The 16600-nt window shown below is 68.1% G+C and carries 12 protein-coding genes; 4 read left to right on the top strand and 8 right to left on the bottom strand.

Annotated features, from left to right (window positions below; all coding sequences use genetic code 11):
- Positions 1-129 precede the first annotated feature (129 nt).
- The 8 genes from rplI to J9315_RS00090 all read right to left on the bottom strand — a co-directional run bounded on the left by rplI (position 130) and on the right by J9315_RS00090 (position 9432).
- Positions 130-588, bottom strand: coding sequence for a 50S ribosomal protein L9 (gene rplI / locus J9315_RS00125; protein WP_137825553.1), 459 nt, complete (start codon positions 586-588; stop codon positions 130-132).
- Between the two features lie 16 nt (positions 589-604).
- Positions 605-844: a 30S ribosomal protein S18 gene (gene rpsR, locus J9315_RS00120; RefSeq protein ID WP_009376853.1), complete on the bottom strand. Its 240-nt coding sequence runs from the start codon at positions 842-844 to the stop codon at positions 605-607.
- 35 nt (positions 845-879) lie between these two features.
- Positions 880-1500: a single-stranded DNA-binding protein gene (locus J9315_RS00115; protein WP_137825554.1), complete on the bottom strand. Its 621-nt coding sequence runs from the start codon at positions 1498-1500 to the stop codon at positions 880-882.
- Positions 1501-1532: 32 nt separating this feature from the next.
- Positions 1533-1823, bottom strand: coding sequence for a 30S ribosomal protein S6 (rpsF, locus tag J9315_RS00110; RefSeq protein ID WP_137825555.1), 291 nt, complete (start codon positions 1821-1823; stop codon positions 1533-1535).
- A 137-nt stretch (positions 1824-1960) separates the two neighbouring features.
- Positions 1961-3340, bottom strand: a complete 1380-nt coding sequence (locus J9315_RS00105; RefSeq protein ID WP_211978525.1) for a hypothetical protein — start codon at positions 3338-3340, stop codon at positions 1961-1963.
- A 37-nt stretch (positions 3341-3377) separates the two neighbouring features.
- Positions 3378-5819, bottom strand: a complete 2442-nt coding sequence (locus tag J9315_RS00100; protein ID WP_249120968.1) for a transglycosylase domain-containing protein — start codon at positions 5817-5819, stop codon at positions 3378-3380.
- A gap of 305 nt (positions 5820-6124) precedes the next feature.
- Positions 6125-7831, bottom strand: coding sequence for an AMP-binding protein (locus J9315_RS00095; protein WP_282959866.1), 1707 nt, complete (start codon positions 7829-7831; stop codon positions 6125-6127).
- A gap of 119 nt (positions 7832-7950) precedes the next feature.
- A complete protein-coding gene (locus J9315_RS00090) occupies positions 7951-9432 on the bottom strand; it encodes a CCA tRNA nucleotidyltransferase (protein ID WP_211978523.1) in 1482 nt (493 codons plus the stop codon).
- Positions 9433-9537: 105 nt separating this feature from the next.
- Here J9315_RS00090 and J9315_RS00085 point away from each other — a divergent pair, with 105 nt between their 5' ends.
- The 4 genes from J9315_RS00085 to J9315_RS00070 are packed head-to-tail and all read left to right on the top strand — an operon-like array spanning position 9538 to position 16476.
- Positions 9538-10026, top strand: coding sequence for an NUDIX hydrolase (locus J9315_RS00085; protein WP_198500078.1), 489 nt, complete (start codon positions 9538-9540; stop codon positions 10024-10026).
- 42 nt (positions 10027-10068) lie between these two features.
- Positions 10069-12378: a DUF6049 family protein gene (locus J9315_RS00080; protein ID WP_211978522.1), complete on the top strand. Its 2310-nt coding sequence runs from the start codon at positions 10069-10071 to the stop codon at positions 12376-12378.
- Complete coding sequence (gene murJ, locus J9315_RS00075) at positions 12379-13992, top strand: murein biosynthesis integral membrane protein MurJ (protein ID WP_211978521.1); 1614 nt, start codon at positions 12379-12381, stop codon at positions 13990-13992.
- A gap of 54 nt (positions 13993-14046) precedes the next feature.
- The gene (locus tag J9315_RS00070; RefSeq protein ID WP_249120967.1) at positions 14047-16476 is read left to right on the top strand and encodes a virulence factor MviN; all 2430 of its coding nucleotides are present in this window, start codon (positions 14047-14049) and stop codon (positions 16474-16476) included.
- Positions 16477-16600 lie beyond the last annotated feature (124 nt).

Here is a 16600-nt window from a genome sequence, read left to right as displayed (position 1 = left end):
CCCTTACGGGAGCACCCGGCGCTCGTCGTGTCAGGACTCAGCTGACCCGGAGCAGAATCACCCGACACCAGCGGTCCGACCCGCACACAGCGAGCGCGGACCGCCGGCAGCGGACTCAGCCGCGGTCGGTCAGGCCTTGCCGATGACGTCGAACTTGGCGTTCGCGGTGATGTCGTCGTTGACGCGCACGACAGCGGTGTAGCTGCCGGGCGTCTTGACATGACCGGTGAGCGCGACCTGACGACGATCGAAGTCGTGTCCGGTTGCGGTCTGGAGCGCCTCGGCGACCAGGGCGGGGGTGACGGCGCCGAAGAGGCGACCGTTCTTTCCGGCCTTGAGCTCGATGCGGGCGCTCGTCGTCTCGAGCTGCTCCTTGACGCGGACAGCTTCGTCGTGATCGGCGATCTGCTTGGCCTGGCGGGCCTTGCGGAGGGCGACGATCTGCTTCTCCGCACCCTGGGTCCACGGGGTGGCCCAGCCGCGGGGAACGAGCAGGTTGCGCGCGTAACCGGCGCGCACGTCGACGATGTCGCCGGCGGCACCGAGGCCGTCGACTTCCTGGGTGAGAATCACTTTGCGGTTAGGCATGTCTGTTCTCCTCCGATCAGCGAGCAGAGCTCGAGTAGGGCAGGAGTGCCATCTCGCGGGCGTTCTTCACGGCCTTCGCGATGACGCGCTGTTCCTGCACGGTCACGCCGGTGACGCGACGTGCACGGATCTTGCCACGGTCAGAAATGAACTTGCGGAGCGTTGCGGTGTCCTTGTAGTTGATGTTCGCCGCTTCGCCCTTTTTGAGCGGATTCGCCTTCTTCTTGATAGGCTTCCGGATCTCTGGCTTTGCCATGAGTATCTCCTGTGTGAGAAATGTCTGTGCGTGGATCAGAACGGCGGTTCGTCGGCGCCGGGGTTGCCCCAGCCGCCGTTGTCGTTCTGCGGACTCGATGATGCCCACGGGTCGTTGCCCGGACCGTTGTTCCCCTGGTTGTAGCCGCCCTGGCGCTGGCCACCCTGCTGCTGGTTGCCCTGCTGCGGGTTGTTGCCCCAGCCCGACGACTGCTGCTGGTAGCCGCCCTGCTGGCCGCCACCCTGCTGGTTGCCGCCGTAGCCGCCACCACCGGAGAATCCGCCTCCGCCGCGTTCGTTCTTCGAGACCTGGGCGGTGGCACGGCGCAGGCTGGGGCCGACTTCGTCGACGTCCAGCTCCATGACCGTGCGCTTCTCGCCTTCCTTGGTCTCGAACGAGCGCGACTTCAGTCGGCCCTGCACGATGACCCGTGTGCCCCGCTGCAGCGATTCGGCGACGTTCTCTCCCATTTCACGCCAGACCGAGCAGCGCAGGAACAGGGTCTCCCCGTCCTTGAACTCGTTGGACTGACGATCGAAGATGCGCGGCGTCGAGGCCACGGTGAAGTTCGCGACTGCAGCACCGTTGGGTGTGAAGCGCAGTTCGGGATCGCTTGTCAGGTTCCCGACGACCGTGATGACTGTTTCGCCTGCCATTGAATGCTCCTGTCAGCGAGGTCGCGTGACGCTTACTTGGCGTCCGGGCGGAGGATCTTGGTGCGCAGAACGGACTCGTTGAGTCCGAGCTGGCGATCGAGTTCCTTGGTCGTGGCCGGCTCCGCGTGGAAATCAACCACGACGTAGTAGCCCTCGGACTTCTTCTGGATCTCGTAGGCGAAGCGCCGACGTCCCCAGATGTCCACGTTGTCGACGGTTCCCTTCTCGGCCGGGACAACCTTGATCAGGTTGTTCACGGTGTCAGCCAACGTCCGCTCTTCGAGGTCGTTGTCGAGAATGAGCATGAGCTCGTAATGACGCATGTGTCACCCACCTCCTCTGGTCTCAGCGGCCATGGTCGGTCCATGGCAGGAGGGTAAATGCGTTGCCGTTCCGCCTTCGCACCGGTGTGCGAAATGAGAACAGACCTTACTATTCTACGGGACGTCCCCGCAGGCTGTCATGTCGATGGTCCGTGCCCTGGCTTACGCTCTGCCGGTTGATCTCCGCGCCGAGGCGGCTCCCCGTTCCCGGCGACCGCGGGCTCCGGCCGGGGATCGTTCGCGTCGCTGCGCCGAGGCGGCTGAGGGTCGCGCAGCCGCCCGCGGATGCGCCGCCGGTGGAGGTTCTCCCCGGCGAAGACGATGACCATGATGAGGACGAAGAGCCGGAGCAGGGCGAAGAGCGCGATGAACGAGGGTTCGAGGGCTTTGTCCGGCTCGCTCGCGGCGATGTCGCCGAGCTGGATCGCGACGGCGAAGACCGCCTCGACGAGCGCCCAGGCGATGAGCACCCACCAGCGGGAGACGGCGAGGGCGAGGAACGGCAGGATCCACAGCGAATCCCACGGCATGAGCCCGGGGGCGAACACGAGCGCCGAACCGATGAGCAGGCACGCGGCCACCGCGGGATCGATGCCGCGCCGGGCGACGACGACCATCGCCGCGCCGACGGCGAGGACCGCGAGTCCGCTGACGACGATCCACACCATCGCCCACGTCTCCGCGTTCCCGATGCGGGCCATGAGCAGGATCGAGGCGAACGAGCCGCCGTCGATCGCGTCGGTCGTCCAGTGGACGATCCGGCTGAGCGCGGTGCCGTCGGCGATGAGGAGGAGCGCCGAGGTGATCGTCGCGGTTGCGATCATCATCAGCGGGCTGCGCGGGGCGAGCCGCCCGGCCGGGTGGAGCCCGGAGAGGGTGAGGGCGGCGAGGACGAGGAGGGCGAGCGGGTTGATGAACGTGGCGATGCCGAGCAGGATCCCCGCCAGCCACGGCTGCGGTGTCACCGGTGCGGGGGCGACGACGAGGACGACCGCCCAGAGGCTGAGCGCCAGGGCGAGCGGGTCGAGCGTCGAGCCGAGGGTGAAGAGGATCGCCGGTGAGGCGAAGACCGCGACGAGCCAGGCCCGCTGCCGGGCGAGGATGAGGAGGGCGACACCGCTCGCTGCGACGGCGAACACGTTGATGAGGAGGACGAACGTCATGAACACGGAGACGTCGTCGGTGACGAGCCGGAAGAGACCGACGAGGCGGGCGTCGATGACGGAGAGGTCGGCGAGTCCGCCGTCGGCCCGGCCCACCGCCTGCGGGTTGAGCTGACCGAGGAACGATGCGGAGAGGGGACCGGCGCACATCCTCGCCGCGGCGCTCGGCTGCTGGTAGCCCGAGCTCAGGCACGGCGCCTGGAGGGCGAGCGCGAGGAACGTCGTCACCCCGAGGACGCCGGCGAGGACATAGGCCTGAGTGCGCCGGTACACCGCCGAGGCGACACCGCGGTGAATGCCGTCCGGACCGCCGAGCAGGGGCTCGGCGATCCGGGTGGCGTGGTTCGAAGGCATATTCAGAGGTTACCGGTCACGGCTTCCCCGAGCGGAATCATCCGCCCGGTGCGACCGGCGCGCGAGTGGAGCCGCCGTTTCCGCTCCCGCCGCTGGAGCCGTTGCCGCCGCCGGTGTCGCCACCGGAACCGCCGCCTCCGCCGTCACCGGAGCCTCCACCGCCACCGGAGCCTCCGCCGTCGCGGGAGCCGCCTCCGCCGGTGCTCGTGCCACCGCCGTCTTCGTTGCCCTGGTTACCGCCGCCGGTCGACGACCCGGTGTCGTTTCCGGTGTCTCCGGTGTCCTTCGAGCCTTCGCTGTCCTTCGACCCGTCGGCGGACTCGTTGGAGTCGGACGACGAATCGGCGTCCTTCTCCTTGTCCTTCTCCGAGTCCTTGTTCTCGTCGTCGGCAGGCTTCTTCGTCGGTTCGTCGACCGGCGCCTTCTTCTTCGTGTCCTCACCGTCGTCCTTCGGCTGCGGACGCGGGGCCGGAGGAGCGTTCGTGTTGACGGGCTTCTTCACCTCGGGCAGGGTTCCGCGCTTCGGGAACTTCTCGACCTCGGTGCCCTCGAGGGCGGCCTTCATGTAGTCGGTCCACACCTGGATCGGGAACGATCCGCCCGTGACCTCGCCGCGACCGCCGTAGGGTCCGATCGGAACCGACTTGCCGTCGACCTCACGGTAGAGGACGACCGAGGTCGCCAGCTGCGGGGTGTAGCCGGAGAACCAGGCGGACTTGTTCGACGTCGACGTACCGGTCTTGCCGGCGGCGGGACGGCCGAGGTTCTGCGCGTAGCTGCCCGAACCGCCGTTGACGACCTGGCTGAGCGCGTAGGTGGTCTCCGCGGCGACGGCCTTGTCGAAGACCCGCTCGCCCTCGGTGTCGGCCTTGTAGACCTCTTCGCCGTCCTTCGAGATCGACTCGATCGAGTGGGTCTCGTGGCGGACGCCGTTCGACGCGAACGTCGCGTATGCCGTCGCCATGTCGACGACCTTGACGCTCGGGGTGCCGAGCACGTTCGCGGCGTTCGGCGTGAGGTCGATCGTGCAGCTGGCTGTATCGCCTGAAGCCATCTGCTCCTTCGTGCAGTTGGGGCTCAGACCCGCCCGCTGCGCGACGTCGACGGTCTTGTCGGGACCGACCTGGACGTTGAGCGCGGCGTACGCGGTGTTGATCGAGGACTGTGTGGCCTTGAGCAGCGTCACCGGACCGTAGCTCGAGTTGCCGAAGTTGCTGACCTCCCACGGCGTGCCGTCGTTGTTCAGCGTCGTCGGGCTGCCGGGATAGCGGTCGGACAGGCGCACGCCGTTCTCGAAGCCGGCCACGAGAGCGAACGGCTTGAACGTCGAGCCCGCCTGCGCGTGACCCTGGGTCGAGGTGTTGAACGCCTGGTCGAGGTAGTTCTTGCCGCCGTAGAACGCCTCGATGCCACCGGTCTTCGGGTCGATCGAGACGAGTCCGGCCTGGAGTCCCTTCGGCTGGTTGCTCGGCAGCGACTCGATGGCCTTCTCGGCTTCCTTCATCCGGTCTTCGTCGAAGGTCGTGACGATGTTGTAGCCGCCGCGGTCGAGCTGCGACTCATCGATGTTGAGCTTGGCCATCGCCTCCTTGCGGACGTACTCCCACATGTAGCCCTTCTGGCCGCTCAGGGAGTCCTCCTTGCTCGGAGGCTGGACCTCGGGCATCTCGACCTGGTCGGCCTGCTCCTGGGTGATGAAGCCCTCGTCGACCATCGACTTGATGACGTAGTTGAAGCGGTCCTCGTAGGCACCCGGATCCTCTGCGGGGTCCGCGGCGCCGGGGCGCTGGATCATCGCGGCGAGCAGCGCTGACTCGCTGACGTCGAGGTCCTTCGCCGACTTGCCGAAGTAGTTCTGGCTGGCGACCTCGATGCCGTACGAGCGGCGGCCGAGGTAGATCGTGTTGAGGTAGTTCGCGAGGATCTCGTCCTTGCTCTGCTGCTGGTCGATCTTGAGCGCGATGAACATCTCCTTGACCTTGCGGTCGAGGGAGTGCTCGTTCGTGAGGTAGAAGTTCTTCACGTACTGCTGGGTGATCGTCGACCCGCCGCCCGCGTACTGGTTCGTCGCGACGCCGACGACGGCGCGGGAGAGACCCTTGACCGAGATGCCGCGGTTCTCATAGAAGGAGGTGTCCTCCGCGGCGATCGCCGCCTTCTGCATCGGCTCGGAGATCTCGTCGATCGGCACCGACTTGCGGTCCTCGATCTTGTAGTGGCCGATCGGCGTCTCGCCGTCGGCGTAGTAGATCGTCGACGTCTGCCCGGTGGCCTCGAGGTTCGGCTCGGGGATGTCGGTCGTCGCATAGCCGATGGCGAACGCGATGCATCCGAGGATGACGGCGCTGAGGCCGCCGACGACGAGGATGCGAAGACTCGGCAGGAAGCGCGTCCAGCCGCTCACGCCCGCACGCGGGTAGTTGAGCAGATTCTTCGCCGTCCTGCCTTTGGTGTTCGTGGGATTCTCAGCCTTGGCCATCCACAGTCCTCCAGGTCTTCTCCGTGCGCCGCAGCGGAGTCGCGACGGGGGTGGAAAAAGGGTCACAAATGGGTTTCAGTTTCGCACGCGTTCATTGGAACACCGTGAAAAATGCGGGATTACGCGCGCATTCAACTACTCTGCGGTAGAGCAGACAGCGTACCGCACCCCTGTTCACCTGGGGTTATACCTGCGTTTGCGTAAAGCAAACACTCAGACTGCGTGATTCCTCACATTCAGGCAGAGCGGCACCTCGGTGCCCATCCTATGGGGTCGTCCCCGGTGCCGCCGAATCCGCGATCCGCTCACCCCTTGAGGTCGAAGTCCGTGTCGGCGTATTCGGTCCCCTCGACGACCGGTTCGCCGCTGAAGGGGTGGAGCTGATCCTCCCGTGCCCGCAGCTCGACGCGGCGGATCTTGCCGGAGATCGTCTTGGGCAGCTCGGCGAACTCGAGGCGGCGGATCCGCTTGTACGGGGCGAGGTTGGCGCGGCAGTACGCGAGGATGTCCCGCGCGGTCTCCGCGTTCGCCTCGTATCCGCCGGTGAGCACCACGTAGGCCTTCGGCACGTTGAGCCGCACCGGATCCGGGGAGGGGACGACGGCCGCCTCGGCGACGGCGTCGTGCTCGATGAGCACGCTCTCGAGTTCGAACGGGGAGAGCCGGTAGTCGCTGGCCTTGAACACGTCGTCGGCGCGCCCGACGTAGGTGATGTAGCCGTCCTCGTCCCGCTCCGCGACGTCACCGGTGTGGTAGACGCCGCCGGCGAACGCCTCGGCGGTCTTCTCCGGATTGTTCCAGTATCCGGCCGTCAGCCCCAGGGGCGGAGGATCGAGGAGCAGGCAGATCTCGCCCTCGCTGCCCTCCTCGCCGGTCGCGGGATCGATGAGGACGACGTCGTACCCGGGCAGGACCTTGCCCATCGACCCGGACTTGAGCGGCTGGTCCGGCGAGTTGCCGATCTGCAGGGTCGTCTCGGTCTGTCCGTAGCCGTCGCGGATGAGCACGCCCCAGTCGCTCTTCACCCGGTCGATGACCTCGGGATTGAGGGGTTCGCCGGCCCCGAGCGCCTTCGTCGGCGGGGTCTTCAGCTGGGTGAGGTCGGCCTGGATGAGCATCCGCCACACGGTCGGCGGGGCGCAGAAGCTCGTCACGCCCACCCGGTCCATGGTCTCCATGAGGGCGTTGGCGTCGAAGCGGGAGTAGTTGTAGAGGAACACGCACGATTCGGCGATCCACGGGGTGAAGATGTTCGACCACGCGTGCTTGGCCCAGCCGGGCGAGGCGACGTTGAGATGGACGTCGCCGGGGGTCAGGCCCATCCAGTACATCGTCGAGAGGTGGCCGACGGGGTAGGAGACGTGGGTGTGGGCGACCATCTTCGCCTTCGACGTCGTCCCCGAGGTGAAGTAGAGGAGGAGCAGGTCGTCGGCCCGGGAGCGGCCGTGCGGGTCGAACTCGGTGCTCTCCTCATCGGCGTCGGCGTAGTCGTAGTCCTGCTGCCTGGTCGGCTCGCCGCCGACGACGATGCGGATGACCTCGGCGTCGACGTCGTCGAACTTCGCCGCGTCCTCGGGGCCGGCGACGACGAACTCCGCCTGCCCGCGCTCGACCCGGTCGTCGAGGTCGATCGGTCCGAGCTGCGTGGTCGTCGGCATGAGCACGGCGCCGAGCTTGATGCCGGCGAGCATCGTCTCCCAGAGCTCGACCTGATTGCCGAGCATGACCATGACGTGGTCGCCGCGCTTGACGCCTGCCCGCCGGAGGAAGTTCGCCACCTGGTTCGAGCGGGCCGCGAGCTCGGCGAAGCTCCACTTGCCCTCCGTGCCGTCCTGTTCGACGATCCACAGCGCGGGGTTGTCGTTGTCGACGGCGATCTGGTCGAACCAGTCGATGCCGAAGTTGAAGTGCGTGAACTGCGGCCACGCGAAGTCGGCCCGCGCGGCCTCGTAGTCGGTGCGCAGGTCGATCAGCCGGTCCCTGGCGCTGCGGAACTCGTCGGTCACGGTCATCACGGTCTCCTCGCGTGCTCGCTCACCGTCGCCTGTGACGACGGACACATGGTCTCGAGACCGAAGTTACCAGGTGCCCTCCCGCTGCGACACCGGCAGGGGTGGGGTGACCTGCGCTCTCATTCCGCGGGAGCGTTCTCCGCCCACCAGGCCCGCAGCTCCGCCTCGGCGCGCTCAGTCCCCAACGGCCCGTGCTCGAGACGCAGCTCGAGGAGGTGCTTGTACGCCTTCCCGACGAGCGGGGAGGGTTCGATGCCGAGGATCTCCATGATCTGCCGCCCGTCGAGGTCGGGGCGGATCGCAGCGAGCTCCTCCTGTGCGGCGAGCGCGGAGATCCGGTGCTCGAGATCGTCGTAGGCGAAGGCGAGCCGGTCGGCCTTCTTCCGGTTCCGCGTCGTGACGTCGGCGCGGGTGAGGATGTGGAGGCGGGTGAGCAGGGACCCGGCATCGGTGACGTAGCGGCGCACCGCGGCATCGGTCCAGCCGGCGTCGCCGTAGCCGTAGAAGCGCAGGTGGAGTTCGACGAGGCGGGCCACGGCCTTCGTCGTGTCCTTGTCGAAGCGCAGGGCCTTCATCCGCTTCGCGGTGAGCTTCGCGCCGACGACATCGTGATGGTAGAAGGTCACGGCCCCGCCGTTGACGAAGTTGCGCGTCGCGGGTTTGCCGACATCGTGCATGAGCGCGGCGAACCGGACGACGAAGTCGGGTTCGGGCAGGTGCTGCGGGTCGTCGGCGCTCATGTCCGCGCGTCGCTGCCGCGCCGCGTACTCTGCTTCGAGGTCGACGGCCTGCCGGAGCACGGTGAGGCTGTGCTGGTAGACGTCCTTGTGCCGGTGGTGCTCGTCGGTCTCGAGCCGCAGGCCGGAGACCTCGGGGAGCACATGGTCGGCGAGCCCGGTGCGCACGAGGAGATCGATGCCGGCGGCCGGGTCCGTGCCGGTGATGAGCTTGACGAGTTCGACCTGGATGCGCTCGGCGGAGATGATCGCGATCCGTCCCGCCATCGCCTCCATCGCCGCTTCGACCTCGGGGTCCGGGTCGAGGCCGAGCTGGGAGGTGAACCGGGCCGCCCGCATCATCCGCAGCGGGTCGTCGGAGAACGAGTCCTCGGCCGCCCCGGGGGTGCGGATGCGCCCGGCGAGGAGGTCGTCGAAGCCCTGGTGGGGGTCGACGAAGGTCTTCTCGGGCAGGCGGACGGCCATCGCCCCGATCGTGAAGTCGCGGCGGACGAGGTCGTCGTCGAGGCTGTCGCCGAACCGGACGACGGGTTTGCGCGATTCGGGCTCGTACGCCTCGGCTCGGTAGGTGGTGATCTCGATCTGGACGCCGGACTTCATCGCTCCGATCGTGCCGAAGTCGCGACCGATGTCCCAGTGGGCGTCGGCCCAGTCGGAGATGAGGGCGAGGATGTCGTCGGGCCGGGCGTCGGTGGTGAAGTCGAGATCGGGCATCGGCCGACCGAGAAGTGCGTCACGCACGGACCCGCCGACGAGGGCGAGTTCGAAGCCGGCGTCAGCGAAGCGGCGGCCGAGGGGCTCGAGGATGTCATCGAGGTCGTCGAGCCTGTCGTACAGCCGGACGTGCGCGCTCTGCGGATCCACCGAACTCCTTCTTCTCGATCGTCAGGTTCCCTGCCGGAGGCAACCTCCAGCCTACCGGGAGCGCGTCGGACGAAACTTCCAAGAATCGACCATTAAGGTAGGAGAATGACCACACCGATGCCCAAACCTGGACCCCGGGCATCCCGCCGCACGACGGTCGAGGAGACTTCCGCCGGGGGCATCGTCGTCGACTTCGCCAGCGATGATCTCAGTGTGGCCGTCATCGCCCGGCTCAATCGGGCGGGCAGACTCGAATGGTGCCTGCCCAAGGGCCATCTCGAGGGAGCGGAGACCGCCGCCGAGGCGGCCCGCCGTGAGGTCGAGGAGGAGACCGGGATCTCCGGCCAGGTCATCTGCCCGCTCGGCACCGTCGACTACTGGTTCACCGTCACCGGCATCCGGATCCACAAGCTCGTCCACCATTTCCTCCTGCGCGCAAGGTCGGGCACGCTCACCGTCGACAACGATCCCGATCAGGAGGCCGTCGACGCCGCCTGGGTGCCGTTCGACGACCTGCGATCGAAGCTGTCGTTCGCCAACGAGCGCCGCATCGTCGCCGCTGCTCGTCCCATGGTGCGCAGGTGGGAGCTGTGAGAGCGGTGTCCCGGTGGACCGCCGGATGAAGTCAGAGGACCTGTGATCACGCGCTTTCTCTTCGCGCTGCTGAGTGCGACCCTGCTGCTGGCAGGGTCGGTCTTCGCCTACCCGCTGACCGCCTCGGCGAGCCAGTCGGGCACCGCCTCACCGACGCGCTCGAGCGGCAGCGGGGCCGCCGACGGCGGTGACACCGACGGCGGGGAATCGGGAACCGGCGTCTCGATCGCCCTCACCGAGGTGACCCCCTGGCTCAACGGCAGCGGCACGCTCACGGTCCGCGGGACGGTGACGAACTCGACGGATGCCGCGATCTCCGACCCCACTCTGCGGTTGGGCATGTCGACGCGCAACCTCGACGCCGAATACCGCATCGAGGCGTGGAAGACCGACCCGTCGATGCACCGGGTCATCGCCGATCTCGACGACAACGGACCCGATGCGCGGAACCGCAGCTCCGCCGACAGCGACCCGGTCACCGCCGTCGATGCGACGTTCGCCGACCGGCTCAGCCCGGGCGCCACCGGCGAATTCACGATGACCGTGCCCGCCGACCAGCTCGGCCTGCCCCGGTCCTCGCCGAACACCTCGTGGGGCCCGCGCGGTCTCAGCGTCCAGCTCAGCGACACCTCGGGGGCGCTGGCGACCGGCGTCGCATTCACGACGTGGTACCCGGATCCGAAGTTCGATCAGACCCGGATCAGCTTCCTCGCCCCGGTGACGCTGCCCGGCTACACCGGCGACGGACTCATCAGCGCCGAGGAGCTCGATCGGGCCATCGCCGCCGACGGCCCGCTCACCGCGGTCAACGGAGTCCTCCAGACCCCCGGCGTCGCGATCGCCCTCGACCCGCGGATCATCGCCTCGTTCGAGGCTGCCGTCGCCGAACCGCCGCCGCCCGGCGACGACGGAGACCCCGCTGCCACCGAGGAGCCCTCGGCTCCGGCGACGGACGCCGGCACCGCGCCGCCCGAGGACGATCCGGGCGCGCAGAGCCCGGAAGAGGAGAGGGCGGCAGAAGAGCGTCGACAGCGGCTCGACACGTGGTACCGGGACTTCCTCGCAACCGCCGGCTCCCACACCGTCATCGCGCTGCCCTTCGGCGATCCCGATCAGGCCTCGCTGGCCGGCAGGGAGCTCGACGACCTCGGCCGGTTCGCGCAGGAGGAGAAGCGGCTCGTCAAGGACGTCCTGCCGAAGGCGCGGACCGACATCGGATGGCCGATCGCCGGGACGGCGACCCGCGCCGATCTCGCCGCGCTCTCGGCGGCCGGCAACAAGACGATCATCCTCGACGACGTCCAGCAGCCGCCGCTGTCGGGCATCCGGGAGAGCGCGCACTCGCAGACGCGGACGAACTCCGACGGCAGCGCGATGGTCGAAACGCTCATCAGCGACTCCGCTCTCACTGCCGCCAGTGCCGACGTCATCGCCGCCGACCGGCCGGCCGCGGCGATGAGCGAGCTCGTCGCGACGACCGCGGCGATCCAGTCCGAGGCCCCCAACCGGTCCCGCCACCTCCTCGTCCCGTTGCCGCGGACGACCGCCTCGGCGCAGTGGGAGCAGGTCGTCTCCACGGTCGCCGGCTCCCCGTGGGTCGACGCCGCCAACCTCGACAGCCTGCTCAGCAGCGACATCGAGCCGCGCGGACTGCTCCAGAAGGCGCAGGATCCCGAGCGGATCGCCACGAGCACGCTCGAAGGGCTCGCCGACATCCGTGCCCGGCAGACGCAGTTCAACAGCGTCTTCACCGATCCTGACGCCGCGAATCGCCGCACCGATCGTGCGCTGCTCGGCTGCACCTCGGTGGCGTGGACGCTCGGCGGGGACTCCGCGACGTGCCTCGACCAGGCGCAGCAGACGAGCCAGGCCCAGCTCGACAGCCTCTACCTCGAGAAGGGATCGTCGGTGCTCCTCGTCACCGGGGAGAAGACGACGATCCCCGTGACGATCGTCAACGACTCCGGCGCCGAGGCGACGCTCAAGCTCTCGATGAAACCGCAGACTCCGCAGCTGCGGGCGCAGACGACGGAGACCGTCGTCGTGCCCCCGGCGGAGACGATGCGCGTCGACGTGCCCGTCGAGGGGCTCGCCAATGCCGACGTGCCCACGCGCATCGAGATGATCTCCGAATCCGGGGTCGTCCTCCCGCAGAGCACCTCCCTGCTCGTGCGGGTGCGCGCGGACTGGGAGAACATCGGCACCGCGGTCGTCGGATTGGCGCTCGCGGCGGTGTTCGTGATCGGCTTGGTCAAGTCCGTGCGCCGCGGACGCAGGAAGATCCCGGAGCAGCAGCTGGCCGCAGCGGTCGCCCGGGCGAAGAACGACAACCCCGAGAGGAAGGGACAGTAAGTGGCGTCATTCTCCTCGCTCGCCCGCTCGTCGGCGATCATGACGGCAGGCACCCTGACCTCGCGGATCCTCGGCCTCGTCAAGGCCTCCCTGCTCGCGACCGCGATCGGCATCACCGCAGTGCAGGCCGACGCCTTCGACGTCGCGAACAAGGTCCCGAACACGCTCTACATGCTGCTCGCCGGCGGTGTCGTCAACGCCGTCCTCGTCCCGCAGCTCGTCCGTGCGGCCAAGCGCGACGACGGCGGCCAGGACTACACGAACCGCCTCCTCACCCTCTCGTTCCTCCTGCTGACGATCGTCACCGTCATCGCGACGCTCGCCGCGCCGATCCTCGTGTGGCTCTACTCCTCGGGATGGAGCCCCGAACAGCTGGCACTGGCCACGGCCTTCGCCTACTGGTGTCTGCCGCAGGTCTTCTTCTACGGGCTCTACACGCTGCTCGGCCAGGTGCTCAACTCGAAGTCGTCGTTCGGTCCCTACATGTGGGCCCCGGTGCTCAACAACGTCGTCGCGATCATCGGCCTGCTCATCTTCATCGTCGTCTTCGGCACGAACACCGCCTCCCCGCACACCCTCGACACGTGGACGCCGGACAAGATCGCCCTCCTCGGCGGGTCGGCAACGCTCGGCGTCGCGGCGCAGGCGCTCATCCTCATCTGGCCGCTCAAGCGCATCGGGTTCTCATACCGGCCGACCTTCGGATTCCGCGGAGTCGGCCTCGGCACCGCCGGCAAGGTCGCGTTCTGGACGTTCGCGGCGATGCTCGTCGGACAGCTCGGATTCCTCATCATCTCCCGGGTCGCCGCCGGCGCCTCGGTGCCGGGGGAAGGGAACGCGTCGAACGCGGCGTACACCAATGCCTACCTCGTCTTCATGCTTCCGCACTCGCTCATCGCGGTCTCCCTGGCCACCGCCCTCTTCACGTCGCTGAGCAGGAACGCCGCCGACCACGACACGGCAGCGGTGAAGTCGGACTTCTCAATGGGCGTGCGCACCGTCGGGCTCATCAACTCCTTCGCCGTCGCCGCCCTCGTCGTCCTCGCCTCGCCCGTGGCGATGATCATCGCCGGCTCCGGCCGGGAACAGGCGACGGCGGTCGGACTCGTCATCATCACGATGGTCTTCGGACTCATCCCGTTCAGTGCGAACTATCTCGCCCAGCGCGTCTTCTACGCCTACGAGGACGCGCGCACCCCGTTCTTCATCCAGCTGCCCCAGATCATCTTCCAGTCCCTTGCGGTGCTCTCGGCGTCGATCTTCCCGAAGTCCGTGACGGTGGCGATCATCGGCCTCGTCATGAGCCTCGGGTACCTGTTCGCGATGATCCTCTCGTTCGCGATCCTGCGCCGCCGCCTCGGCGACATCGACATCAGAGCGATCGCGAAGGCGCATGTGAAGTTCCTCATCGCGGCGCTCGCGGCCGGCCTCGCCGGATTCGGAATGCTCCTGCTCTTCCCCGACTTCGCCCTGGCCGGCCGATGGCAGGCCTTCGTCACCACGGCTGTCGTCGGATCGGTCATGCTCCTTGTCTACATCGGCGCCTGTTTTCTGCTCCGTGTCAGAGAGTTGCATTCGATTATTGGGCTCGCAGCTGGAAAACTGAAGAGATAGCCTGCCCAATCCCCGCCCCCGGAGGTGATCCCCCTGATCGATATCGAACCCGGCATGGTCGTAGCCGGTCGCTATGTCGTATCAACGGTCGACCGCCCCTGGCTCGAGGACAAGCCCGCTGTCGGCACGGTGTGCACGGCTCTCGATGCGATCCTCGATGAACCCGTCCTCATCCACGTCGCCGACGCCGAGGCCTCCTCCGACGTCCTCGAAGCCGCCCAGCGCGTCTCGATCCTCGGCGACCCCCGCATCGCCCCGACCCTCGACGTCGGGCATTCGAACGGCCTCGACTACGTCGTCTCCCAGCGCATCGCCGTCACCGCGCTCGGACAGATCCTGCCGAAGACCCCGTTGCCCGTCGACGCGGCGAAGGCGCTCATCGGGGAGATCGGCACGGTTCTCGTCACCTCGGCGCGGCGGGGACTCTTCCACATGTTCCTCCGGCCGAGCGTCGTCGGGATCACCTCGTCGGGCGGCATCCTCGTCTCCGGCATCGGCATCGACGCGGCCCTGGCGCTGGGCACCGGGGTCATCGACCCGGACGACTACACGCCGACGAAGGCCTCCCGGCAGGACGCCCTCGACCTCATCCGGCTCTTCTATGCGGCGGTGACCGGCTACTGGCCCGCCGAGGAGGGCATGAGCGGAGTGCCCGCGGCACCGCGGGAGAACTCGCGGATCGCCCGTGCGAAAGCGCTCAACCCCGAGGTGCCCGCAGAGCTCGACGACTTCATCAGCGGCGTGCTCACCGGGCAGGACCCCGGTCCGGGATCCGTCGCCGAGGTGCTCGGCTTCATCGACGAGTGGGACGCCGAGCTGCTCCGCTACGTCAACCGCACCCCGGCGGCCGAGAACGACAAGCTCTTCGACGCCTCACCGGCGAGCTTCGAGGAGGCCACGAGCCTGCCGACGGCGGGGACCCCGACGATCGGCGGAGCGACGACACCGGCGAGCGAGGACCAGGTCAAGGCCGCGCTCGTGCGCATCGGCATCACCCGGCCGGGGACGAGGGGACTCGCTGCCGGAGTCTCCGGTCGCACCACCGGACGATACGCCGATCGGATGCAGATGCGGAAGGCATCGAGCTTCCCGATCGGGGCCGAGCAGATCGACAATGCCGCGAAGGACTGGGACGAGTGGCAGCCGGAGCAGACCTACTCGGAGTACTCGGGCTACTCGGCCCACGAGTACGACGAGAACCTCACCTCGCCGATCCTCAACCGCGACGAGCCCGAACCGGACACTCAGGCCCTCGACATCGTCGCGATCGACGAGGAGGAGGACGAGAACGACACCCGCGTCATCATCGACGACGAGGACGACGGCTCGTGGTTCCTCGGGGGGATGTTCGAGACCTCGGAGCAGCAGCGCGAGCATCAGCTGCGCGAATACGAGCGTGAGCGCCGGATCTCGAAGGCCAAGGAGGAAGAGGCTCGCCGGCGTCTGGCAGCGCTCGAGGCGTCCTCGGCGGCCCGCCAGGAGGAGGCCAATGCCGCGACTCCGCCGAAGCAGATGCGCCGGCTCTCGCCGGAGACCGTCGACGAGCGCCCCACGGCAGCCGGCCTCGGGGCCGGTTCCGGCTCGGGCGGCGGCGGCTCCGGGTCCGGCGGCGGTTCGGGTGCCGCAGCGGCCGCAGGTGCGGGAGCCTCCGGCGCGGGCGGTTCACCTTCGAACAGTCGCACTGCCGTCGCCGGAGCGGCTGCGGGTGCCGGAGTGGCCGGTGCAGGTGCTGCCGCTGCAGGTGCCGGCGGCGCCGGTGCCCAGCCACCCGGAGGCACGGGCGCACAGTCACGTGCGGCCGGGGGGCGGGGCGGCAACGGCGGAGGCGCCGCGGCGAGCTCCCGGGCGGTCGCCGCTGATGAGGATCCGCAGGCGGCGAAGACGCGCACCCGCAAGCCCTTCGCACTGCTCGTCCTCGGTCTCCTCGTCATCGCCGCCGTCATCATCGGCATCATCGTCGTCAACCTCAACTCGGGCGGGGACGAGCCGACCGCCACACCCGCCTCGACGGCTCCGAGTCAGCCGGCCGAAGAGCAGCCCACGGAGGAGCCTCAGGCTGAGCCCCCGGTGATCGACAAGGTCACGGCGCTCGACCCGCAGGGCGATGACACGGAGAACGACGATCAGGCCAAGGACGTCATCAAGGGCGAGAAGGGGTCGTGGCGCACCGACCGGTACAACTCGGCGGAGTTCGGCAACCTCAAGGACGGCGTCGGCCTGCTCTTCGAGTTCGAGAAGACGGCACCCGTCAGTGAGGTCACCGTCGTCTCGTCGACGTCGGGCGGAGCGTTCGAGATCCTCAGCGGCGCAGACCCCGAGTCGGCGAAGAAGGTCGGCGAAGGGGAGTTCGACGATGCGAAGGGCGGCGTCACCGTCACCCTCGATGAGGGCGTCGACACCGACAGCCTCATCCTCTGGGTCACCGAGCTGCCCCGCGACGACGGCGGATACCGGGCCGTCATCAGCACCGTCGACATCGCCTAGCCACTCCGTCGGAGGACAACCGAACCCCGTCGGGCGGTCAGCACCGATCGACCGCCTCGGCGAGGAATAGTCACCGAGTATGCTCGGTTACCTAGAGAGCACCCAATCAGCGCCGCTGCGGCGC

The sequence above is a fragment of the Brevibacterium sp. W7.2 genome (genome assembly GCF_018137945.1).
Taxonomy (GTDB): domain Bacteria; phylum Actinomycetota; class Actinomycetes; order Actinomycetales; family Brevibacteriaceae; genus Brevibacterium; species Brevibacterium sanguinis.
This window is presented reverse-complemented; position numbering and strand designations above follow the sequence as displayed.

Excerpts from the sequence above, each read along its gene's own strand:
- rplI (WP_137825553.1), bottom strand. The coding sequence starts at position 588 with ATGCCTAACCGCAAAGTGATTCTCACCCAGGAAGTCGACGGCCTCGGT.
- rpsR (WP_009376853.1), bottom strand. The coding sequence starts at position 844 with ATGGCAAAGCCAGAGATCCGGAAGCCTATCAAGAAGAAGGCGAATCCG.
- J9315_RS00115 (WP_137825554.1), bottom strand. The coding sequence starts at position 1,500 with ATGGCAGGCGAAACAGTCATCACGGTCGTCGGGAACCTGACAAGCGAT.
- rpsF (WP_137825555.1), bottom strand. The coding sequence starts at position 1,823 with ATGCGTCATTACGAGCTCATGCTCATTCTCGACAACGACCTCGAAGAG.
- J9315_RS00105 (WP_211978525.1), bottom strand. The coding sequence starts at position 3,340 with ATGCCTTCGAACCACGCCACCCGGATCGCCGAGCCCCTGCTCGGCGGT.
- J9315_RS00100 (WP_249120968.1), bottom strand. The coding sequence starts at position 5,819 with ATGGCCAAGGCTGAGAATCCCACGAACACCAAAGGCAGGACGGCGAAG.
- J9315_RS00095 (WP_282959866.1), bottom strand. The coding sequence starts at position 7,831 with ATGACCGTGACCGACGAGTTCCGCAGCGCCAGGGACCGGCTGATCGAC.
- J9315_RS00085 (WP_198500078.1), top strand. The coding sequence starts at position 9,538 with ATGACCACACCGATGCCCAAACCTGGACCCCGGGCATCCCGCCGCACG.
- J9315_RS00070 (WP_249120967.1), top strand. The coding sequence starts at position 14,047 with ATGGTCGTAGCCGGTCGCTATGTCGTATCAACGGTCGACCGCCCCTGG.